This window comes from Fulvitalea axinellae, assembly GCF_036492835.1.
GTDB lineage: Bacteria > Bacteroidota > Bacteroidia > Cytophagales > Cyclobacteriaceae > Fulvitalea > Fulvitalea axinellae.
Genome location: NZ_AP025314.1, coordinates 363,924 through 386,663 on the forward strand (window position 1 = coordinate 363,924; position 22,740 = coordinate 386,663).

Below are 22,740 nucleotides of genomic sequence, written 5' to 3' on the forward strand. Positions count from 1 at the left end.
CTTAGTCTTCGTTTTCCGCAGGTTTTGGTCCCGTAACCACTTGGCTCATTGTGGCCGGATCCCAATATTTCTGTGCCGTAGCCAGAAGGTCTTCAGGTGTCGTATTGTGGAGGTTTTCCAGAAAATCGTCGTAATAGGAATAGCCTACGCCGTAGAGATATACCGCCTTGAATTTTTCGGCTAGTGAGAACGGGTTGGTAATGGAAGAGAGGAACTGGCCCAGAATGTAGTTTTTCGTCAGTTCGAGTTCCTTCGCAGGGATCTTTTCGGTACGCAGGATTTCTATTTCCTTGTAAATATCGGCGATAGCCTGATCCACTGATTCGGCTTTTACGTCGGCGGAAATCATCCAGTATCCGTCCTGAATCATTGGGATCATGGTAGAGTGGATGCCGTAGGTATAGCCTTTTTCTTCCCGGATTTTTTTCATCAACCTGGATCCGAAATATCCACCCAAAACGCCGTTAAGCAGGGAGAGATTAAAGAAATCGGGGTGTGTTTTGGTAATCAATCGTTTACCGATCCGCAAAGAGCACTGCATGGCTTTTTCCATGGTAATGCGCTTCTTTTCGGGTTGGGTGTCTTGCGCCAATACCTCCTTGCGTTTTCTGGAATCGGGGTATGCGGTATTCTGCCCGAAGTGTTTTTTAATTTCGGCTACGGTATTATCATCATAATTTCCGCTCAGCAGAATCTGGTAATTGTTTTTGATCCATTTTTTGTGGAATTCCAGACAGTCTTCACGGTTAATAGCCTCGATATCCGCCTCCGTGACGGGTTTGCCGTAAGGGTGGTCAGGGTAAAGCGTTTGCTTGAAGCGATTGCCCGCTACAAAGCTTGGACGTTCCCGGTTAATCTCCAGATTATGAAGTTGTCGGGATTTCAGAATCTCAAGTTCCTCTTTCGGAAATACCGATTCTTCAACCAATTCCCGCAAAAGCGGAATGAGGGTCCCGCAGTGTTTGGTAAGGCAGTAAAGGCTGACTGTCGAGAATTCCAGCCCGGCGGAAGTGTCGATTTGCGCTCCGTAGAAATCGACCATTTGCGAGATTTCGGAACCTGTTTTGGTTGCGGTTCCTTCGGCCAAAAGTCCCAAAGCGAAGAAAGATGCTTGCGGACGGGCTTCCCTAAAGCTTCCGGCGTTGATGAGCAACTCTATTTTGACCACTTCCTGCGTACCCGCTTTTATAAAATGAAAAGGGATGCCGTTTTCGAGGTGCTCGGTCTGGACTTGCTCTATATCTATATGCGTGATTGGGCGGGCCTCGGGGGCCTTGGTTCTGTCAACCATATTTCTTCGGTAACGATGTTGGGTGGCCGGCTCCGGCCGAGTTCGATAAAACAAATCAGGCCCAGGATTCAGTTCCAAGGCCCGATAGTCGGTAGCGCAAAAAGCGCAGGCGTTAAGTTAAGATTTTCTGGCTAGGGCTGTGCCCCGCCGGGAATATTTTTTATTCCGTGATCGATTCCTGTTTGTCTTTTCCGAAATTGAAGAGCAAGGTAAAACGCAGGGTTTCGGCCAGCGGATTTTCTTTTTCGGTGGGAATCATGTAAGCGAAGTCCATCCCGAACACTTGGTAACGGAAACCTACGCCCATAGTGAAGTATTTACGGGCGCCTTTGTCCTCGTGCTCGTAAAAGTAGCCTGTACGAGCGGCAAAGGCTTGCTTGTACCAATATTCCAAACCACCGCCGATGGTGATTTCCTTAACCTCTTCAGAGAAAGAAGCGTCGCCGAAGGAACCGAACATTCCGCTGATTACGGACTTGTCCATGTGCGATCCATCCTCTTGCGGAGTCGGTACCAGAAGTTTGTTGAAGTCGACCGCCATAGTCAAACTGTTGAACGGATCGAAGTTCATGGTATAGGCAGTTCCCAGACGGAGGTTTGTCGGAATAAAGTTTTCGTCCTCTTCCTGTGCGTATGAGACTTTACCGCCAATGTTGTTGATGGCAACGCCAAATGAGAATTCGTCCTCACGACCGCCGGCCATAAGCGGTTTTGTGTAATAAAGCCCGATATCCGCGGAGGCGGTTGAAGCCGCTTCGAGATCATCTACGCCATCACCTACATTGGAGTAGATGTATCTGGCCGAAATACCGACACCCAAGTTCTTGGTCAGTTTTCTGGAATATGTACCGCCGATGGTCCATTCGGTAGGGTTAGCTTCTCCAGTAATTACAGCGTTGTCGTTGGTGAACTGGATTTTGCCCAATTCGAAGTAGCGCATAAAAAGTCCGAAGGCTTGCTCGTCGCCCACTTTCTTGTAACCGGAAAGATAGGCCACAAACATGTCGTCGATAATTTTGCTGAGCCACGGAGTGTACGATACCGAGACGCCTATATCGCTGGTGTTAAAAGCCAAGCGACCGGCGTTGAAGTATGTGTCGTTTGCCGTCGGAGCTGTCGCGGCGCCTACATCACCCATGCCCGCATGTTGGGCGTCCGGGCTGATCTGTAGAAAAGGCAAAGAAGTTGTGATAGGGTTTAGTCCCCCATCTTGACCGATTACGGATTGGCCGCCCCCTCCCTGCGACTGAGAGAAGCCAACTGATGCCAAAGCCATGAAGCCGGCGACTAACAATCCAAATTTCCTCGTCACCATATACTTATATTATTACAATGATAGCCAAGTTATTTTACCCTGAATAATAGTTCAGTTTGCGCTAAAAATACTGATTATCTTTTGATTAATAGCACTCTGGTTGAATATTTTGCCGTAGAGCCATCAAGCTTGCTGCTTACGGAAAGGCGTAATATATATAACCCCGGGCCCGGTAAGGCGGTGGTTTCTTCGGCCGAAGAAAGCCAGTCAAATTCTGCTGTGTCCCCATTCGTTTCCGGATAATCGACGTTTTTTGAAAAAACAGTTTGTCCTGTCAGATTCATTAAACGTACCAAGATTGTAAAATCATCATCTTCCCGATTGTGATTAAAGCGTATTTGTCCATAATCCTGGATTGGATTGGGAAAGACGGTGACGTTTTCAAGTTTGAGAGATGGCCTGTCCGATACGAAGAAATGGGTTTCGACCTCCGAAAAGTTGTTCAGATTGTCCCAAGCCCTGATTTTCAGGGAGTGTGGGCCTTTTTTTAGCCCTTTGGAAGGGTAGCGCAGCATGCCTGATTGGTGGGTGTCGAGGTTGGCCGTATAATACGGGGTTGCGGGGATAGTGACCGTATCGTCAAGTATGATTGACATTTCCTGGCCTACATTCGCCCGGCTGATACTGATACCGTTTTCGTCGGACAGATAGGCCAAAATATCGGCGTCGGGGAATACGTAATCTCCGGCTTTGAAGTTCCTGTCGTTGAGAAAAACTTCGATCGTTGGCGGGTTGTTGTCGCTGACCGGATTTTCGGAAGTGCCTCCGATTTTAAATTCCCGGAAGGCGCCTTTCGCTTCTTTTCCCGTTTCGTTTTCGGCAAAAAATCTCATCGTTCCCTTCTCGATTCGGTAATCGATGTTTTTTGGGACAATAAAATCGGATTCGAAACGACCGTCCTTCACTGATGCGGTTCCTCGGAAAATCACGTTTTCTTTCCGGTATTGGAACGGTTGGTTTTCGTCCCCTTTTGTCTTGGCCGTCACCGGTTTGTCAAGGACTTCGACCCGGAGCGTTCCCGAAAATCCGGAAGCCAATGTGCCGGATTGGTTGATATGTCCTTTGACATTGACGGCGGACATGGCACCCAGCTCAATGTCTTGGCCGTTCGGTATTCCGTTGATTTCGTCGATAGCGACTTCGGCATAATCTGGAAACAGTTCCATGGACGGATCACCGAGCAGGATGAAGTTCCTATTTTTTGGTCCGAAGAGCGCTTCGTTTTTGGTCCGTTTGAAAATATCGCCCAAAGTGGCGCCATTTTGCGCTTGTGCCAAGGCTTGGAAAAGTGCTTTGTTGATTTCCTCGTTACCATCGCTGTAGACTGGCCGGGAAGTGGTGATCAGGGCGATTCCGCCTCCGTTTTCCCGAAAAAGAATCTTCTCGGCGCCACTGGTGACGGACGGATTATCATGTCGGCCGAATTGGCAAGTAGCCGTGGCGAATATGGCCGGGTAGTCGGGGTTTTTCCAGCTTTGGATTTGCTCTTCGGTCAGTATGCGTTCATGCGCCAAGATATCCTCACGGCCGTGGCCAATATAATCGATCAGGAAACAACCTTCGTTTACAAGCTCGTCGAGGCGTTTGTTCGCGTTTGGAGCGACGATTTCCGATTGCCCCGTAATCTGCTCAAAAGCGTCGATATACAGTTTCTCCACTTTCAGGTCTGGAGCTTCTTGGTTTACTATATCCTCGACTTTCTCCGCCGCGGCCATATGTATTCCTCCGTCGCCGTCATCGGCTATTATGGCTACTCGTCTTCTCCACTCGCCGGTTTGATTCGGGTATTTTTCCAGTTTGTCAACCAGTGATTTCGCCTGTTCCAATGTCGCCACGGGAATTCTGCCTACGGCAATTTCCATATCTTCGTCATCGTTGTAATCCTCTATCCAGTCGCCTTCGTCGGGGCCGAGGATTCCGAAATAATCGTCGGAAGAGTAGCTGAAAACCGGGTGGACGGAATTACGGGATTCGTACGTCGGTACAAAGTGTTTGCCCGCATCCTTAAGATTGCGGTAATCGTACGAGGCTTTTCCGAAAAGGAGCAGGTATTTGAGTTTTTGGCCTCCGGCTTCGTAAAGGTACCGCATATAATCGCGGATGGCCGTGGGGTCTTGCTTGCCTGCCGAAAATTCGTTGTAGACCTGTTCGGGCGTTACGACTTTGACATTGAGCTTGGCGCTACGCATTGAGGCGAGGCGCTGGGCCTGTGCCATAAAATCGGGATGGGAAATGATGACCAACTCGGGAGAAAGCTCACCCAACAGGTTTTGGTTGGTGGCGGTTGCCGGAGACGGCGCGTTCGTTACGTCGCTTTCCGAGAATACCAGATAGGTATTGTTTTCGGAAAGGTCCGCGGGGAATTTGATTCCGTTTTCGGTAGACGTGTAAGTGATTTTTTCGGCCTGTCCCTTATCCGTGATGTCCCAAACGTGGTCGCCGGCTTTGGCTTGGCTTACGAAAACGGTTCTGTTTCCGCCTTGGGCGTCGAAATGGAGCGATAATTCTCCGCTGTGTTTTACAGCTGTCGCTTTATAATTGGTGGAAATATGATCAATATGGCCGATGCCTTTTTGCGTGGATACATTTACCGAGATATTGTTCCCGCCAGGGCTTACGGCGAAGGTTCCCTCTCCTTCCGCGCCGGTAGCGCAGTATTGGCAAGGCCGATGGTATTGGACTTCGACGGTGCCGGCCAACGAGCCGTTTACGCTGATATTGGCCAGCATCTCGTCATTGGTTCTTTTAAGGAGTTTTGCCCAAACCTGGATTTCGGAATTAGGGATTTTGTCGGGCGTGGTGAAGTTATGCGTAAAGCTTTCGGTGTCGCGGAAATCTTCTCCGTACCAATTCCTGCCGGAGTCCACTACGGGTTTCATCCGTTCGTATTCGTGGCTGGCAAAGGCCCTGTATTCGTTAAGGATAGGCCCGTCTTCCGTGTCTGTGGCGTCGTTTATGCGCTTGCCCGGGCTATCTTTTATGGTGAGGAAATAATAATTGGTCGTTTCGTAAAGGTTGGTTTCACGGTATAAAAATCCGTCGGCTCTTCGCTTGACTGCGTTTGCGCTTTGGGCGTAAAAATAGAGGGCGTCGTTGTCGTCAAAAGAAGCGTCGTTTTGGCCGGTGACCAAAACGGCGCATTCGGTAAGTCCCCATTCCCTGTCGGCCGAATTTTCCTGCGGGAGCATGCCGGAAGGTTTTCCGTAGACGGCCAGCCGGCGAGGATCCAGCGAGTTGGCGTCGATGCCCGCGGCGCTGAGCCAGCTTTTCCCGATTTTGTAAACGCCCTCGTTTTGGATCGGGATTTTTAGCCAAAGGCCATCTTTTAGCACAGATTCTTTTGCTGTCGGCTGTCCCGAAGCCATCATTGCCGTGGCGAACAGGAGTATGACCGACAAGAAATGGTAGCGACGCATAGAGATCGGTTTATTTACTCGGATTTTCCTTCTTCGATGTGAAATGGACAATTATGGAGAACAAGATGTAAACCAAAATCACCGCCGGTACACCACTAAGTTGCAGAATGGCCAACATGCTTACCGCTATCAAGATGAAAAGGTATTTGGCGATGTTGTTTTTCAGGGAATAGTCCTTGAATTTCATGGCCAACATTGGGATTTCCGATATCATCAACAAACAGAACACAACAGAAATTGTGATCAGAAACCAAGGCGTGTTAACGAAATCGCCCAAGCCGAAGATGTTGTCGCGAACTACCAACGGAAGTGCCGTGAGAAACAATGTGCTGGCTGGAGTCGGCATACCGATAAAGCCGGTGGTCTGGCGATCGTCCACGTTGAATTTGGCAAGACGTAAGGCCGAGAAAGCGGGAATGATAAAACCGGCGAAAGGCCAAAGGGTACCCGGCAGAAGAATCCGCAACATCGTGTATACAACTACGCCCGGCAATACGCCGAAAGTCACCATATCGGCCAAAGAATCCAATTCTTTGCCAATCGGCGATGACGTTTTGGTCAGCCTAGCGGCGAATCCGTCGAAGAAATCGAAAACGGCGCCGATCCATACCATATAGGCGCCCCATTCCAAGTGGCCTTGGAAAACCAGTGTAATACCGATACAGCCGGACACCACGTTGCCCAGCGTCAATATGTTCGCTAAAGTGAATATTTTCACGGTCAAAAATTTGGTTCGGCCGGCAACGGAACTGTCGCGCCGGCGAAATAATGATTAGCGAATGGCTCTTGCTCCGCAGAAAGGGTTGTTCTCCTTTTCGAAAGCCACGTCTGTCGGCTCGCCGTGTCCGGGATATACGATGTAATCGTTGCCCAGTGAGAAAATCTTTGTCTTGATACTGTCGAGCAAGGCGTTGATGTCGCCACCCGGCAAATCAACCCTGCCGATGCTTCCGCGGAAAAGAACATCACCGCCGATTACGAATTTTTGGCTGTACGATACGAAAGCCAAGTGTCCGGGAGCGTGTCCGGGAACGAAAAGTGTGTTGAGTTCGCTGTTGCCGAATTTGATCCTGTCGCCCTCGTTAATGAAATAATCCGGAGTAGCGTGCTCGTATTCCGTCATGCCAAAGCCCTGAGCGTGGGCCGGAGCCATAGCCAGCGTAGTTTCCGCCTCTATTTCGTTGGCGCCGAGCTCCACTCCGTAAGTCTTTTTCACAAAAGAATTGCCCAACACGTGGTCGATATGGCAGTGCGTGTTTATAAGCTTGACCACTTTGAGCCCTTCGCTCTCGATAAAACCGGCGAGCGTATCTCTTTCCGCTTGGCTGATGCAACCGGGATCAATGATTACGGCTTCTTTCGTTTCGTCGTATAATACGTATGTGTTTTCCGCAAATGGGTTGAACGCGAAGGCTTTTATATGGATCATCGTGATTTATCGCTAATTTTTTGTTGAATATTCAATGCCGAAAGGTAATGAAAAACGGGCACGATTCGGACCGAAACCGGCGAAAGGGACTTGAAAAAATCGGCGAACGCTCAAAGTTTGATGATTTTTGCCGGAAACATTTCTGTTTTGGAAGAGGAAAAAGTTACAGGCCAAATAGTGTTTGGGCTTAGGAAAGACGCGGTTGTAATACAGATGAATTCAGCGGGAGGCTTCGGGTTGGCGAATAAATCGGGAGACAATAGGAGGATCTGAAATTAATTTTGGCCGATATCATTATCGTTTAATCCGCAAGAGTTTGGGGTTTGTGGCTGAGCGTGAGCGCTTTTGCTGAAAAACGGCCGGCAGAGCCTTTACGGGCTGATTTCAGTTGTGGAATTATGAAGAAATTTGCGACTAAACGTTGCCTTTTAACAATTCTTGACTACCTTTGCAATCCGTTATTCAAAGAGCGGATATGCGAAAGTAGCTCAGCTGGTAGAGCACGACCTTGCCAAGGTCGGGGTCGCGGGTTCAAGTCCCGTCTTTCGCTCAGTGATCAGGCATCGGCTTGATCAAGCCGGGATGGTGGAACTGGTAGACACGCAAGACTTAAAATCTTGTGGCCGTAAGGCCGTGTGGGTTCGATTCCCACTCCTGGTACTTTTTTCTTTTTGAAGAATAAAACATAAGCGAAAGTAGCTCAGCTGGTAGAGCACGACCTTGCCAAGGTCGGGGTCGCGGGTTCAAGTCCCGTCTTTCGCTCCAGACAAAAAACACAAGCGAAAGTAGCTCAGCTGGTAGAGCACGACCTTGCCAAGGTCGGGGTCGCGGGTTCAAGTCCCGTCTTTCGCTCAGCAATTGGCCCCGTTCTTTTCAGAGCGGGGCTTTTTTGTGTTCCCCAATTCCGGGCGAATCAGGGGCGCCATGTTTTTATCCTTTTCAGGAATTGTTTAATTTGTTGCGCATTAGGCGCCAAAGCCTTCCCTGCGGTTGTCGAAGGGAGAGCTTATGCTAATAAACCAGAAACAAGAATAGACAAATGGATTCCTTATATCACGAGAAGATCAGAAAAGCGGCCCACGAGGTCGGTAAGGTGGTTGTGGGCCAGGATTATATGGTCAACCGGTTACTGATAGGACTTTTTACGCAAGGCCATATCCTGCTTGAGGGTGTGCCCGGTTTGGCCAAGACACTTACGGTCAACACGCTTTCAAAGGTTTTGGATTTGGGTTTCCAACGGATTCAGTTTACTCCGGACCTTTTGCCTTCGGATGTGGTGGGTACCATGATCTACAACCAGCAGAAGTCGGAGTTTGAAGTGAAAAAAGGACCGGTGTTCGCTAATATGGTCCTTGCCGATGAGGTAAACCGCTCGCCGGCCAAAGTTCAGGCGGCTTTGCTGGAGGCCATGCAGGAAAAGCAGGTGACTATCGGGGAGACGACTTACCATTTGGACCGCCCGTTCTTGGTATTGGCTACCCAAAACCCGGTGGACCAAGAGGGAACCTATCCGTTGCCCGAAGCGCAGATGGACCGTTTTATGATGAAAATCCACGTCGATTATCCTTCTAAGGAAGACGAGCTGGAGGTGATGCGCAGGATGGCGAATATGGGCTTTAGCGCGGAAGTGAAGCCGGTATTGACCACCGAAGACATTTTCGAAATCCGTAACGAGATCAACGCCGTTAAGATTTCCGAGTCTTTGGAGCGCTATATAGTGGAGTTGGTTTTCGCCACCCGCCGCCCAAGCGATTACGGATTGAAAAGAGAAGCCGGATATATCCAGTTCGGGGTTTCGCCACGTGCGAGTATCAGCCTGAACTTGGCTGCCAAAGCGGCCGCGTATATGGAGGGACGTAATTATGTGCTTCCGGAAGACATTAAGGAGATGGCCGTGGATGTGTTCAACCACAGGATAATTCTTAATTATGAGGCTGAAGCTGACAATGTAAGTTCCAAGGATATAGTGAACGAAATTTTGAACGAGATTCCGATCAATAGCTAGCCTTTATAGGAGTTAACATTTCATTAAAATACGAATATATTGATTTTGAGGGCCTGAGGGCCCTTTTTTGTGCTTTTAGGTTTTTTGTTTGTCCGCTTCTGTTACTTATCTATTACATCATTATTCATGATGTTTACACACCGATAAATATTTGATAATAGTCTATTTGGTCCCCTAGCCACTTAAATCCACACTTTTGCGCTGTAATCAATTAACCAAAACTTTCGAATTGATTAAAAGCGATGAAACGTATTACCCGACTTTTTTCTATTGCCCTGTTGAGCGGAGTCATTCTGTTCTCAGGATGTTCTGACGACGACGATCCGACTCCGTTGCCGGAAGTGGCGATCGCCGACGGCTCTAAAAACACCTCGATGACCGTTTCAAGGTCTTCTACTTTGTCAGCTACGTTGAAAGTGGCTGGAAAGATCAAAGACATTACGGCTACTAGCTCTTTGGGCAACCAAATCACGGTTACCAATGCGGCTGACCTTAAAGGTAAAACCGAAGGCACTGTCACTATCACTTACGTAGCGACAAACACAGGTGATGACACGGTGAAGCTTACGGTTACCGATGAAGGCAACCAAACAATGACCGCCTCATTCGTGGTAAAAGTATTGGCCGCTGGCGAGATAGGAGTGACCTTCCCTACTGGCGACGCCTTGAAATTCACAAGAGACGTTCAGAAGGACATCTTGGTAGACCTTGTTGTCCCTGAGAAAGTAAAAACTATCGCCGTAGCCAGTAAGTTGAACGCTACTGTTTCGGTTTCTAACGCCAATGAGTTGGCAGGTAAAGCAAACGGAAAAGCTACTGTTAGCTACCAGTCTGCTACAGACGGTAAAGACGAGCTTACTGTAACTGTTACCGACGAGACGGGACAGCAGAAAGTTGCTACCGTAATGTTGAAGGTGAACAAGCCAGTAGTTAGCGTTGCGACGGGCAATATGGCCGGGTACAACTGGGTTAATACTAACGATTACTTGCTTGACGGATACGTTGTAGTTCCTGCTGGACAGACGCTTACAGTTCAGAAAGGAACAACCGTAAGGTTCAAGGAAAGCCCAACTACAGGAGACAACACTTCTGCCTTGTTCATCACTCGCGGTGCCAAGATCATGGCTGAGGGAACAAAAGAGATGCCTATCGTTTTCACTGCTGAAAGCGACGACTTGGAAGGTTCTCTTGACCATAACAACCGTAGCCTCTGGGGCGGATTGGTTCTCCTTGGAAAAGCTAAAGTTGAGAAGAAATCAGCTTCTGAAGTACAGATTGAAGGTATTCCTTCGGACAAGGCTTGGGGCAAGTACGGTGGAGACGACGACATGGACAACTCAGGTTCATTGAAGTATGTTTCTATCAAGCACTCAGGTGTAGGTTTCAAAGCCGGTGACGAACTCCAAGGTCTTACTTTGGGCGGTGTAGGTTCTGGTACTACAATCGACTATATCGACATCTTCGCTAGTGCCGATGACGGAATCGAGATTTTCGGTGGAAAAGTGAACATCAAGCACGTATCTGTAGCCTTCGCTACTGACGACAGCTTTGACTTCGATTTGGGTTGGAGAGGTAACGGACAGTTCTTGTTCGCTCTGCAGGACGGAACAAACGGCGACACTTACGATCACGCTGGTGAGTGGGACGGAGCTTCTCCTGACGACGCGGCGCTTTACTCTAAGCCAAATATCTACAACGCTACTTTCGTAGGTGTTGGACAGACTCTTCCTACTGAAGGCCGTAACAAGGCGTTTATCATGCGTGAAAACTATGCGGGTCTCCTTGCTAACTCAATCATCGTTGACTTCCCGGGCAAAGGCCTTGAAGTACAGGACTTGACTTCTGGAGAAGGAAATCCTTTGAGCGATAGCTACAAGAAGATGAACGACGGAGAGTTGAGAATCTACAACAACACTTGGTCCGCCTTCGCTGACGCTACAGACCTTGCTTCGCTTGTTAAGGTGACAACCAAAAACGGTAAAGACAAAGCTCAGACTCCGGATGACGCAGACGGAAGTGACCTAAAAGCTCACCTGAGCGACAACGGTAACAAGTACGCTTCTGAAGTGGTGGTTAAAGGTATTGGCCGTGACACGAGCGGAGCTCTTGACCCTCGTCCGAAATCAAACGACGACGATGTTTACAAAACTGACCTTCCTGCCGGAATCATGCCTGTTGATTACCGTGGCGCATTCGACGCTAGCGCTGAAAGCTGGTTGAGCGGATGGTCTACACTCGCTAAAATGGGCTACTTGGCTCAATAATCCATAAGCCTAAAGGCTAACCCAGAAACCGGGAAGTCCAAGTAGACTTTCCGGTTTCTCCCTCCTTAATTACCATACGACGATTACCATACACGACCATACGATTTTAATTGTGAACAAGGGTTTAAAAATGAAACGATCACTTCAAGCACTTTTTGCGCTAATGCTTCTCTCAGCCGAACTCTTTGCGCAGGGTTCAATTTCAGGTTCGATTACAGACAAAGAGAGTGGCGAAGAAATTATTGGCGGAACGGCTTATATCTCCTCAATTCAGAAGGGCGCCGCTTCCGATATCTACGGCAAGTATATGATTAAGGGCGTGCCGGCCGGTACGTACAGCCTTGTCGTTAAATATATAGGTTACCGTGAGCAGAAGGTGGAAGGTGTAGAGGTAAAAGACGGTCAGGTAACCGAATTGAACATAAGCTTGGTTACCGACGTCAGCGAGCTTGACGTAGTGGTGGTGCAAGCAAGCCAAATCAATAACAATCAGACCGCCTTGCTTTCGATGCAGCGCAAAGCGCTAGCCGTGCAAGACGGCATCTCGGTTAGCGAGATTAAGAAAATGGGCGTTTCCAACGCCGCCGAATCAATGAAATACGTGACCGGAGCGGCTGTTGAAGACGGAAAATATATGGTTCTCAGGGGCCTCGGTGACCGTTATTCGCTTACGCAAATGAACGGTGTAACCATGCCAAGCACCGACCCTTACCGTAACAGCGCCAGCCTTGACTTGGTGCCCACGGATATGATCGACAACATCGTGACTGTGAAAACCTTTACGGCGGATCAGCCAGGTAACTTCACGGGAGGAAAGGTTGATATCACGACTAAGTCATTGCCGGAGGATTTTTACATGAATTTTGGAGTTTCAACTTCTTTCAACACCAACTCAAACCTCAAGAGCGACTTCATTACGGATGGAGCCGAAGGCAAATTGGATTGGTTAGGGTATGATGACGGTACTAGAGCGAAGTCCAAATACCTTGATTTTTACAAAAGCTACATCTCTAATGCGTCTGCGGTAGCCAACGCTTATATCGAAGCAGCTAAGGAAGACAATGGACAGGTACGGTCTATTATGGACATCACGGCAAGATCTCTTGATAACCCATATGCGCATAGAAAAATATCGAGTCCGCTTAACACTGGAGTGAATTTCTCTATAGGTAACCGTTTCGATCTGTTCGGAAAGCCTTTGGGCGTAAACTTCGGATTTAAGTTTGACCGCACTTATTCGTTAGTGGAAGGCGGTGAGACTGGTATCTATGAAGGTACAGGAAAGCAAGATAACCTGCAGTCTCAGCAGGAATTGACAATGACAAGGTCTTCGGTTAGTTCTAATCTGGGAGGTTTGTTGAGTTTGGCTTACCAAATCGCTCCAAATCATGAGATTTCTTTAATGAATATGTATAGCCATGATGGCGACATCGTGGCCACGGAAGAGTCAGGTTTCTGGTTGACTTCGGGGCGTGACCTTTTCGGTACTCAATCCTCACGCATGGAGATGCGTACGCTAAATAACACCCAGCTTAGCGGTAAGCATTACTTCGAAGTATTCGACGGAATCAAATTTGACTGGGTAGGCGGTTACGTTTACTCTAGTTTGGAAGAGCCTGACGGACGTTATTTCGCTTATGCCGGAACTAACCAAGCGGGGCCGAATGAGCCGAAGCGTTACACGTATAGCATGCCGAAATCAGAGATCGGTTCGTTGCCTTCGAACTTTTTCAGGGATTTGACAGATACCCAAATGAACTTCAAAGCTGACGTCACAATCGACTTTAAGTCTGACAGTTGGTTCAAAGTGTCTACGAAGTTTGGCGGAGCGTACTCGAAAAAAGAGCGTGAGTTTACGGAAAACCTCTACTCAATGGTTGAAGTTCCGCCGTCGATTGGTGGTGTGGCCAACGATTCATACCTCCGTTTCGGTGATGTCGGCGAAGACTTCGGTCGTTTCTTCAGCACTAATAACTCAGGATTGCTTGGTGTGTCGATAAACGGCGACGGCGAAAGCGTTTACCTTATGGGTAACATTTATTCTGATTTGTCAAGCGACCAGAACACTTATACCGGTGAGGAGACAATCGTTGCTGGATACGGAATGGGTGTGTTTGAGTTCGGTCCTAAGTTTAAGTTGATCGGTGGTTTGAGAATCGAAAGTACCGAAATGGGAGCGAAAAGTAAGGATACTCGACTTGAGGAAAGTAAAATTGAGGAAGTTGACTTCTTGCCTTCTCTTAACACGATCATCAAGCTGAACGAAAAGATGAACCTTAGAGCCGCTTACGGCCGTACTTTGGCTCGTCCGAATATGCGCGAGATCTCTCCGTTCACAATGCTTGTCGGAATAGGTAAAGCGTTCGAAGCCGGTAACCCGGACTTGAAGCGTACGTTGATCGACAACTACGATTTGAGATACGAATTTTATCCGAACCCAGGCGAACTGTTGGCGGTAAGCGCATACTACAAGAAGTTTACCGATCCGATTGTACGTACACTCCTTACCAACACGGGAACAACAGAAATTAAGCCTATAAACGTAGACGAGGCCACGGTATACGGTTTGGAAGCCGAGATGCGTAAAAATTTCGGATTCATAACTCCGGAGCTTGAGGATCTGGTTTTCTCGACAAATATCTCGTTTATCTTCTCTGAAAGTGATATGGCTAAAGAGGAAGTCGAAGCCCAGGAGAATGCAGGCTTCACCGATGTGGAGACAACCCGTCCTTTCCAAGGCCAGTCGCCGTATATCATTAACGCCGCTTTGAGCTACAACTGGCGTCGTCTGCAGTGGGAGAACAGCTTTGCGTTCAACTACTTCGGAGAGCGTTTGGCGTTCGTTACCGGTGCGTTGACCAGCGATGTTTACGAACAGCCTAGGCCTTCGTTGAACTTCGTAAGCTCTAAGGGCTTCGGCGACCATCTGAAACTGAGCGTGAAGGCTACGAATATCCTCAACATGGTTTATTCGAAGTCTTACAAAGATCACGAAGAAAAGTATTACTCAAGGTTTGAGAGAGGCACGACATTTAGCCTTGGCCTCTCATACAGCCTCTAAAAATATTTGACTGGCGGGCCCAAAAAAAGCGGGCCCGTCCGGTCAGGATAGAAAACCCGCTTAATTCACAATAAGCATTTTTTTATTCGTATGGTAGCCTGCCTGGTCGTTCGGGCAGGCATTTTTTTATTTGGAAATGTGTAGCTTTTCTATCATGCTTCGTAACTCGGCCATCCTTTCCGAAGGGTAAAGCAATTCGCTTTTCCGCAGTTGGTTGAGGGCCATCTCGGTGTTGCTTGCGCTTAGGGATAGTAACGCGTTATTGTAGTATTGAAGCCCTGCCAGCTGTTTTAGGCCGATGGTGCCCAAGGTGCCGGATCCGTGTACGTGGCGTCTGTCTCCCACCTCGCCCACGGACTGTCCGGCTTTCTGGCTTTCGTATTTTTTCATGGCTTTCTTGATGAGCCATTTGCTGGTAACAAATCCGTCTTTGAGAGTTGATTCCACCAAGTATTTTTTCTCTTCGCCATTGATCAAAAGAAATACGTGACGTGGTGTTTCGATGATTTCGTATTCGTAGCCCAAGTTGTCGAGCAATGAGGCGTAAAGTGCCGTTCCCGTAACGCAGTCGTAAGTGCCTGAGCGGAAGGTTTCGGCAAAAGTCACGAACCTTTGATAGTTCTTCAGGTACTTGTAGCGGGTTTTGTGGAAAACGAACCTGAGGTACGAGACTTCTTTTTGGAAGCCGTCGCGTTTGGTTTTCATGGCGTCCACGTGTTCGCGAAAGGATTTTTTGTAACCGAACATCTCCCGAACGCCCAAACGGCCGTCTGTGGCCAAAAGCATATTGAGCGGATCGTCGATTCCGTGGCGCAAGTCTTCGAAGACGCTGGCCTCGAATTTCGTTAGATATACGATAGAGTCTTCGGCTATTGAGTTATCCGTAGTTTTGGAAAAACCTGATGTAAGGGTAATCAGAAATATCAATATGCCGAAAAACAGTCTCATACGCTATCGCTCTTTGTTGTTAATAATAAGGTAACAATAAATTAACCAATCGAAGCATGTGAAGTGTTTAGTTTTTCATTGTGATATTTAATTGTCCGCAATAATTACTTTATGAATTCCGATTGGATAATATTAATCTTCTTAACACTCCTGTCTTGTTAATATTTACGTAAAAAATAAAGGCTTGGCAGTTGCTGCCAAGCCTTTTGTGAGTCAAAATTAAAGCCAAGTAAGAAATCCCGTTACCTTAAACTTTGGCCTTCTTTGAAGCGACCCAAGAGTCTACTTGTTTTTCCAGAATATTGAGGGGCAGTGGACCCTTGGTCAATACCACGTCATGGAATTCCCTTACGTCAAACTTATCGCCGAGAGCGGTTTTGGCCTTTTTGCGGAGTTCGATAATCTTGAGCATCCCGATTTTGTACGCCGTAGCCTGAGCGGGCATCACGATGTGGCGTTCCACCATTTTTACGCAGTCGCCTTCGGCGTTTGGCGTGTTTTCTTTATAGAAAGCAATACCCTGTTCACGAGTCCATTTTTTCGAGTGGATTCCGGTGTCGACTACCAAACGGCACGCGCGCCAAAGCTCCATAGCCAATCTTCCGAAATCTGAATAAGGGTCGGCATAAAGGCCCATCTCTTTGGGGATGAACTCCGTGTAAAGCGCCCAGCCTTCGATATAGGCTGTGTAGCGTCCGAATTTGCGGAATTGGGGAACGCCCGTAAGCTCTTGCGCTATGGAAATCTGCATATGGTGTCCCGGAATTCCTTCGTGGTAAGCCAACGCTTCCATCTGGTACGAAGGCATTTCTTCCATTCTGTAAAGGTTGGCGTAGTAAGTGCCCGGGCGTGATCCGTCGAGGGCGGGCGCTTCGTAAAACGCCTTGCCGGCCGATTTTTCACGGAAGGCCTCCACTTTTTTGGTAACTAAACTAGCCTTTGGTTTGGTCAGGAACAGTTCGTCGAGGCGACCTTTCATATTGTCGATAATCGCCGTAGCTTTTTGCAGATATTCGGCTCTGCCCTCTTTCGTGTCGGCGAAGTAGAACTGCTTGTCAGTACGCATAAAGGCGAAAAACTCCTGAAGCGTTCCCTTAAAGCCCACTTTGTCCTTGATGGCGGTCATTTCGCCGTGGATGCGCTCAACTTCTTTCAGACCGATATTATGGATCTCTTCGGCCGTAAGTTTTGTCGTTGTGATTTTTTCCAGAGCGTACTGGTAGAATTTCTCTCCTTCGGGAAATTTCCATACTCCGTCGTCCGTGTTGGCTCTTGATTTCTGTTCGGTTACGAAGGCCGCTAACTTCTCATAAGCGGGCTTGAAACTTTCCACAAGCGCTTTGTCCGCCTCTTTTATAAGAGCTTCCTTTTCCGCTTGGGCGATAGCTTCCGCTTTGTTGATTTTTTCTGCGAAGTCGGTGCGGAGCGTACTTTCTTTGGATGATTTGTCGAAAGGCTTTCCGGTGATAATGTTCTTGCAATCGCGGATTACGTGGTCATGCACGAACTTGGGAGGCATAATGCCGGCGGCTTCCCGCTCTTTAAGGCCTTCGATCAGCTGGTCGACCATATTCGGAACCGCATTCAGCCGGGCGATATAGGCTTTGGCGTCAGCCACATCCGCAATCCTGTGCATATTGATTAACAAGGCCGGCGCTTCGGCTTGGAGGCCGTGCATTTGGTTTACAGGATAGCTGTACAGGCGGAAGTCGTTGCCTTTTATGGCAGTTTCGGTTTCGAGCAAAAAGAGGTCGAGACTCAGGGCGTTGTCCTCCGAAAGCTTGGTGCGGTCTATCGCATTGGCTTTCTTTTGGTCTTCCAGCCTGATGGCGTGGTTCTCTTTGGCGAAGGCCGCAGAGATGTCGGTCCACTTGTCTTGGTCTTTTTTGATTCCCAAATAGGCTTGGAAATTCGGATCACGGTCAACTCGGTTTTGGAAGCTAGCTTCGAAAAGCTCGACTGCTTTTTTGTCTTCGGTCTCTGATTTTAAGGAGGCTTCGGCCTTTCCGTCACCTTTTTTTCCGCAGGAGGAAAGCGCTAATACGCAGAACGCCGGCAGAAGGGCTTTGGGTATTCTGAACATGTCGATGAGTTAAGATTGATGGTTTCAATCCAGAATTTATCGAAAATTGGACGAAATATGAAATGAGGATGTTCCCGAACGGTCTGAAAAGGTTGTGAGCTTCAGCTTTTCTAAAAAAACACATACGGAAACTATAGGCTTTTTCGTTACTTTGCGGACGGACAAAATGTATTTATATGGAAGACCTGGATTTGCAGAAATGGATGCAGTGGAATAAAAGCCATGTGAACGAACCTGTGGTTATGCCACTCCAGCCTGTGACCAGGGAGAGTGTCGAGGAGCGGTTTGAGTTGATGCGGAAGAACTACGAGCGGTCGTATGACATGGAGTGGGCTTTTTTGGAAGACAACGACATCCCGACGGATCTGGGCGACGTTTTCGGAAATTACGTGTCGAGAGGCCATAATCCGGACGAGCCGGGGAAATTCTACAAAGGTTCCCTGAGCGTGTTTTGGGAAGCCGGCTTGGTGCGTGGCGTATGGGAAATCGGCGCTTCGCAATACCAGTTCGGCAAGGGGTTTTGGCACAAAGGGTTCTTGGCCTTTGACTTCTGTTACACGGATCTGGACAAAACCTTCGAGGGACAAGTGATTTTCAAGGCTATCGGCCCGGGCCGTTTTCGCGGTTTCTGGACTGACGAGGAAGCTTTCGTTCCCGGTTTTGAGGAGATATTGATGGTTACGGAATAAGTTGCTGACTTCCGTTACCGGCGCTTTTGCGTATCAAAAAATATAACCGTTTCGGAAGAAGCGGTTTTTTTGTGCGCAAGGGTTCGTGTTCTGTAGAATGTAGTGAAAGTTGTAGGCTTGAACTTGTGTTACGGAGTCATCGAGGTGTTAATTCTGGTTTTGGAGCATTAAAACCATGTAAAATTGTTCGGAAAGCCTTCAAAGGTGCCCAGAGAGGCCGTTTGGTCAATTTTTCCCATAATTGAACATTCCTATTTACGTTATTGCTTCAAAGCGAAAACGCCCGAATCGCAAGTTCCGGATAGCGATCAGAGGCGTTTCAGAAGAGTTTTAAACCATACCAACCCGATTTTTATGCTACGAAAATATATAGCTTCGGTACTGCTTACGTTGATATCGGCCATAGGCTTGCGGGCTGCCGATCTTCCCGGCGATTTGACGGTGAAAATCCGCAATAACGAATACTGGTGGCCCGGCGTGGTGGCCCTCGGCGAGAAGTTGCCGTTCGATAAGGAAACCAATCTGAGTTTTGACCTAAACACAGCCAACGGCGGTAACCAGACCCAGCCGATGCTGATCGCCAGTAGCGGAAGGCTGATTTGGTCGGACAAACCGTTTAAGTTTGAATTCCGCGAAGGCGAGATTCTGATTACCGAAACCAAAGGCAAAGTCCAATTGATCGAAGCTGGCAAAAATCTGAAAGAAGCTTACCGCTACGCTAGCCGGAATTTCTTTCCCCCTTCGGGAAAAATGCCGGCAGAAGTTATGTTCCAAGTGCCGCAATACAATACTTGGATCGAGCTGATGTATGACCAAAACCAGCGCGATATCCTGAAGTACGCCCACGATATCATCGATAACGGATTGCCTCCGGGAGTATTGATGATCGACGATAACTGGCAGGAAGATTACGGCAAGTGGAATTTCCACGAGGGAAGATTCTCGGATCCTAAAGCCATGATGAAAGAACTGCACGGAATGGGCTTCAAGGTGATGCTCTGGGTGTGTCCTTTCGTAAGCCCTGACTGCGACGAGTTCCGCGCTTTGAGCGCCAAGAAGGCGTTCTTGATCGACGGCGCCACGGGCGAGCCGAAAATGGTGAAATGGTGGAACGGCTACAGCGCTGTGCTTGATTTGAGCCACCCGGAAGCCGTGAAGTGGTTCAAGTCGAAGCTGGACCGTTTGCAGGACGAATACGGCGTGGATGGTTACAAGCTTGACGCCGGCGACAACCGTTTCTATACAGGAAACGTGAAATCATACGTTCCGGGCATGACTCCGACAGAGCATTCGGCCAGCTTCGGGGAAATTGGTTTGGATTACCCGCTCAACGAATACCGCGCGATGTGGAAAATGGCCGGCCAGCCCCTCGCCCAGCGTCTCCATGACAAAAACCACGATTGGGGAGCGCTCTACAAGCTTATTCCACAGTTGGCTACTCAGGGCGTTTCGGGTTATGCCTTCACTTGCCCTGATATGATTGGCGGTGGCCAATACAAGAGCTTCTTGGAAGGTGCCATAATCGATCAGGAACTGATTGTCCGTTCGGCCCAGTGCCACGCTCTGATGCCGATGATGCAGTTCTCAGTGGCTCCTTGGCGAGTATTGGACAAAGAGCATCTTAAGAAGTGCTTGGACGCCGTAAAAATCAGGGACGAAGTTATTGACGATATCATGCGCTTGGCCAAAGACGCCAAAGACTCCGGCGAGCCGATTGTCAGGCTGATGGAATACAACTATCCTCAGCAAGGATTCCATAAGGTAAGGGATCAGTTTATGCTCGGCGACGAGATTTTGGTAGCTCCCGTTATCAAGAAAGGCGCTAGAAAAAGAGCCGTGATTCTGCCTCCCGGAAAGTGGGTTTCTACAAAAGGAAAAACTTTCCGTGGCCCGAAAACCATCACGGTTGACGCTCCTTTGGACGAGATTCCATATTTCAGAAAGAAATAAACCCTCCGCTTTAGGAAAAAGCTAGACGGAAACAGTCATCCAATAGTCTCAAGGACCGATATCGAGTGATGTCGGTCTTTGACATTGGAGGGTTTATTGTTTATGCCAAAAAGACACCGAGCAATACACCGGCAAGAACTATAAACGGAGCGGGAATCCTACTGAAATAAAGCGCTGAAAATGTTCCTGTGGCAACAGCGATGTTAACCGGATCAAGGTCTGAGGGCATCGCCAAAATATTCAATGGCCTAGCCAACAGAAACGCCGCCGCGATCACCATTCCCGAAGCTGCTGCGTTAATGCCCGCCAAAGATGACCGAACGGGGCGATAACGCTTAAGCGAATCCCAAAAGCGGATAACGAAGAATATCAAAAAAGTGCCAGGCAGGAATATTCCTCCCGCAGCCATAAGGCTTCCGAGTAGCTGGCCTACGGTACCATGTTCACGCATAGAAAGCGCCCCGATATAGGAACTGAACGAGAATACAGGACCGGGAACGGCCTGTACCAATGAAAAACCGGTAAGGAACTCTTCGGAGCTCAAGTATTTTTTAAGATCGACAAATTCCGAATAAAGCAGAGGTACGAGTACTTGCCCGCCACCGAAAATCAGGCTCCCGTTACGATAGAAGTTTTCGAAAATCCGTACAGCAAGATTTTGGGTGAAATATCCAATCAGGGCAACGCCCACCAACACTCCCAGCCACAGGCCGAAATTAGCCCATTCGACATTAATTTTGGTTTTTTCCTCGATGGGCTCTTTTCTGTAATTCCTTGAAGAGAAAGCCCCCGCTACAAGCAATACGGCGGGAAACACATAGGGGGAATGATAGAAATAGCAGACGACAGCCGAAAGAATCATCAGGATCACGCATTCGGTGGTTTTCACCACTTTACGGCCGATTTTCTGGCCAGCGTAGGCCACAAAACCGACGGCCATTGGCATAATGAACTTCGCGAAGCTTAAGTCTAGGTGCTCTTCATGTTGAAAATAAGCGATAAGAAACGCGGCCACAGTCATCAAGGTGACGGCTGGCAAAGCCCAGATTAGCAGGGTGAGATAAGCCAGTTTCGGCCCTCCTACTCTGAACCCGATTGCGGTGATGGTTTGTGTGGACGTAGGCCCCGGAAGGATCTGGCATAGCGCGTTGAGCTCTATCAGCTCGTCTTCGGTGAGGTACCCCCGTTGCGCCACCAAAAGGTCAAGATACATTGCCACATGCGCTTGCGGACCTCCGAAAGCCGTCAGGGCAAGGGACAGAACGTCCCGAAGAAAAATATGGTTACGTATCCGTTTGCGTTTCATCTCGACCGGCTAAAGTACTTATTTAAAGCCGGAAGCGCAAACAGGAAGGCCGGTTGAGCGGAGAGGCGAGGAAAGGAAAATGTTGTTTTCCAGTGATTTAGAATGACCTATTTTCCCATTTTTCCCGAAACAGGAGACACTACTATATGGGCACTCTCATCATGGGATTTTACAATATTCTTTACTGCCCCGTATTGGTCCTTGGTCACGACGACCATTAGTAGTTGGGATCTTTCCCCTTCCTCAGAAAACCAGCTTTCGGTAGGAAGCAAAGAGACATTTTCGGAATATTGGGATTTAAGATCTTCCGATATTTTTTTGTAATGAGGCGAAAAGATGAATAGTTGTAACGTTCCTCTGAAGCCTGTCAAGACATAATCCATGGTGTAGGTGCTCACGAAGATCGCGATAAGGGCGTAAAGCACCGCTTCAAAAGACTGGAAAACAAAGTACGTTCCGAAGAGAACCAAAGCCCTAAAGCCAAACATAATCCGGGCGTAGCAGATGCCTGTATATTTATGGACTACCATCGAGATGATGCCGATACCTCCCAAAGCGCCATTTTGCAAAAAAACCAAGGCGAATCCCGCACCGTTGAGCACCCCTCCGGCTAATGCGTTAATAAGCGTGTCTTGGGCAATTCTGCCTGAAAAGTGATGCTGGAGTATGGACAGAGAAATGGCGTAGAGTACGATCGTATAAACGGTCTTTGTAGCCAAACGGCTCCCCAAGGTGAAGAACCCGGTAATTACGATTACTATATTGATCAGAATATAAGGAATCCAGATGGGAATGCCCGTAGCGAAATACGCAAGCAACGAAATGCCTGTAAGGCCTCCGTAGCTAATTTGCGCTGGCGCAAAAAAAGCGGTGATGCCAAGAGCCGCCAAAACGACTCCGACTGTTATTAGGATATATTCCCTGAAAAGTAAGGAGAGGCTGTCCCCCCGTTTCTTAGTAACCTGTTCTTCCATAAGTGAAGA

General features: G+C 48.3%; 14 protein-coding genes and 4 tRNA genes. 9 read left to right on the plus strand and 9 right to left on the minus strand.

What is annotated here, in order from left to right; translation table 11 throughout:
* Position 1 precedes the first annotated feature (1 nt).
* From AABK39_RS01400 to AABK39_RS01420, 5 genes are all read right to left on the minus strand, one after another.
* Positions 2-1,291, minus strand: coding sequence for a M16 family metallopeptidase (locus AABK39_RS01400; protein ID WP_338393158.1), 1,290 nt, complete (start codon positions 1,289-1,291; stop codon positions 2-4).
* 160 nt (positions 1,292-1,451) lie between these two features.
* On the minus strand, positions 1,452-2,606 hold the full coding sequence (porV, locus tag AABK39_RS01405; RefSeq protein ID WP_338393159.1) for a type IX secretion system outer membrane channel protein PorV: 1,155 nt from the start codon (positions 2,604-2,606) through the stop codon (positions 1,452-1,454).
* A 74-nt stretch (positions 2,607-2,680) separates the two neighbouring features.
* The gene (porU, locus tag AABK39_RS01410) at positions 2,681-6,022 is read right to left on the minus strand and encodes a type IX secretion system sortase PorU (RefSeq protein ID WP_338393160.1); all 3,342 of its coding nucleotides are present in this window, start codon (positions 6,020-6,022) and stop codon (positions 2,681-2,683) included.
* Positions 6,023-6,032: 10 nt separating this feature from the next.
* A complete protein-coding gene (pssA, locus tag AABK39_RS01415; protein WP_338393161.1) occupies positions 6,033-6,740 on the minus strand; it encodes a CDP-diacylglycerol--serine O-phosphatidyltransferase in 708 nt (235 codons plus the stop codon).
* A gap of 54 nt (positions 6,741-6,794) precedes the next feature.
* A complete protein-coding gene (locus AABK39_RS01420; RefSeq protein WP_338393162.1) occupies positions 6,795-7,451 on the minus strand; it encodes an MBL fold metallo-hydrolase in 657 nt (218 codons plus the stop codon).
* Between the two features lie 477 nt (positions 7,452-7,928).
* Between AABK39_RS01420 and AABK39_RS01425 the strand changes: the two genes are divergently transcribed.
* From AABK39_RS01425 to AABK39_RS01455, 7 genes are all read left to right on the plus strand, one after another.
* Positions 7,929-8,001: transfer RNA gene (locus tag AABK39_RS01425), tRNA-Gly, on the plus strand.
* 26 nt (positions 8,002-8,027) lie between these two features.
* Positions 8,028-8,111, plus strand: a tRNA-Leu gene (locus tag AABK39_RS01430).
* Between the two features lie 29 nt (positions 8,112-8,140).
* A tRNA-Gly gene (locus AABK39_RS01435) sits at positions 8,141-8,216 on the plus strand.
* 14 nt (positions 8,217-8,230) lie between these two features.
* Positions 8,231-8,303 (plus strand) — tRNA-Gly (locus AABK39_RS01440).
* Positions 8,304-8,490: 187 nt separating this feature from the next.
* On the plus strand, positions 8,491-9,456 hold the full coding sequence (locus tag AABK39_RS01445) for an AAA family ATPase (protein WP_338393163.1): 966 nt from the start codon (positions 8,491-8,493) through the stop codon (positions 9,454-9,456).
* 242 nt (positions 9,457-9,698) lie between these two features.
* Positions 9,699-11,720, plus strand: a complete 2,022-nt coding sequence (locus AABK39_RS01450; protein WP_338393164.1) for a hypothetical protein — start codon at positions 9,699-9,701, stop codon at positions 11,718-11,720.
* A gap of 130 nt (positions 11,721-11,850) precedes the next feature.
* Entirely contained in the window at positions 11,851-14,781 is a 2,931-nt protein-coding gene (locus AABK39_RS01455; protein WP_338393165.1) for a TonB-dependent receptor, read from the plus strand.
* Between the two features lie 126 nt (positions 14,782-14,907).
* On the opposite strand, the gene AABK39_RS01460 is transcribed toward AABK39_RS01455, so the two are convergent.
* Positions 14,908-15,729, minus strand: coding sequence for a hypothetical protein (locus tag AABK39_RS01460; protein ID WP_338393166.1), 822 nt, complete (start codon positions 15,727-15,729; stop codon positions 14,908-14,910).
* Positions 15,730-15,976: 247 nt separating this feature from the next.
* The gene (locus AABK39_RS01465) at positions 15,977-17,812 is read right to left on the minus strand and encodes a DUF885 domain-containing protein (RefSeq protein ID WP_338393167.1); all 1,836 of its coding nucleotides are present in this window, start codon (positions 17,810-17,812) and stop codon (positions 15,977-15,979) included.
* Positions 17,813-17,988: 176 nt separating this feature from the next.
* Here AABK39_RS01465 and AABK39_RS01470 point away from each other — a divergent pair, with 176 nt between their 5' ends.
* The gene (locus AABK39_RS01470; protein ID WP_338393168.1) at positions 17,989-18,501 is read left to right on the plus strand and encodes a hypothetical protein; all 513 of its coding nucleotides are present in this window, start codon (positions 17,989-17,991) and stop codon (positions 18,499-18,501) included.
* Positions 18,502-18,855: 354 nt separating this feature from the next.
* Entirely contained in the window at positions 18,856-20,451 is a 1,596-nt protein-coding gene (locus AABK39_RS01475; RefSeq protein WP_338393169.1) for a glycoside hydrolase family 31 protein, read from the plus strand.
* 100 nt (positions 20,452-20,551) lie between these two features.
* On the opposite strand, the gene chrA is transcribed toward AABK39_RS01475, so the two are convergent.
* Both chrA and AABK39_RS01485 read right to left on the minus strand, forming a co-directional pair.
* Positions 20,552-21,757 carry a chromate efflux transporter gene (gene chrA, locus AABK39_RS01480; RefSeq protein WP_338393170.1) on the minus strand — a complete coding sequence of 402 codons (1,206 nt, stop codon included), beginning with the start codon at positions 21,755-21,757 and terminating at the stop codon, positions 20,552-20,554.
* Positions 21,758-21,864: 107 nt separating this feature from the next.
* Complete coding sequence (locus tag AABK39_RS01485) at positions 21,865-22,731, minus strand: YitT family protein (protein ID WP_338393171.1); 867 nt, start codon at positions 22,729-22,731, stop codon at positions 21,865-21,867.
* Between the last annotated feature and the right edge of the window lie 9 nt (positions 22,732-22,740).

Excerpts from the sequence above, each read along its gene's own strand:
- AABK39_RS01400 (WP_338393158.1), bottom strand. The coding sequence starts at position 1,291 with ATGGTTGACAGAACCAAGGCCCCCGAGGCCCGCCCAATCACGCATATA.
- porV (WP_338393159.1), bottom strand. The coding sequence starts at position 2,606 with ATGGTGACGAGGAAATTTGGATTGTTAGTCGCCGGCTTCATGGCTTTG.
- porU (WP_338393160.1), bottom strand. The coding sequence starts at position 6,022 with ATGCGTCGCTACCATTTCTTGTCGGTCATACTCCTGTTCGCCACGGCA.
- AABK39_RS01420 (WP_338393162.1), bottom strand. The coding sequence starts at position 7,451 with ATGATCCATATAAAAGCCTTCGCGTTCAACCCATTTGCGGAAAACACA.
- AABK39_RS01445 (WP_338393163.1), top strand. The coding sequence starts at position 8,491 with ATGGATTCCTTATATCACGAGAAGATCAGAAAAGCGGCCCACGAGGTC.
- AABK39_RS01450 (WP_338393164.1), top strand. The coding sequence starts at position 9,699 with ATGAAACGTATTACCCGACTTTTTTCTATTGCCCTGTTGAGCGGAGTC.
- AABK39_RS01455 (WP_338393165.1), top strand. The coding sequence starts at position 11,851 with ATGAAACGATCACTTCAAGCACTTTTTGCGCTAATGCTTCTCTCAGCC.
- AABK39_RS01460 (WP_338393166.1), bottom strand. The coding sequence starts at position 15,729 with ATGAGACTGTTTTTCGGCATATTGATATTTCTGATTACCCTTACATCA.
- AABK39_RS01465 (WP_338393167.1), bottom strand. The coding sequence starts at position 17,812 with ATGTTCAGAATACCCAAAGCCCTTCTGCCGGCGTTCTGCGTATTAGCG.
- AABK39_RS01470 (WP_338393168.1), top strand. The coding sequence starts at position 17,989 with ATGGAAGACCTGGATTTGCAGAAATGGATGCAGTGGAATAAAAGCCAT.
- AABK39_RS01475 (WP_338393169.1), top strand. The coding sequence starts at position 18,856 with ATGCTACGAAAATATATAGCTTCGGTACTGCTTACGTTGATATCGGCC.
- chrA (WP_338393170.1), bottom strand. The coding sequence starts at position 21,757 with ATGAAACGCAAACGGATACGTAACCATATTTTTCTTCGGGACGTTCTG.
- AABK39_RS01485 (WP_338393171.1), bottom strand. The coding sequence starts at position 22,731 with ATGGAAGAACAGGTTACTAAGAAACGGGGGGACAGCCTCTCCTTACTT.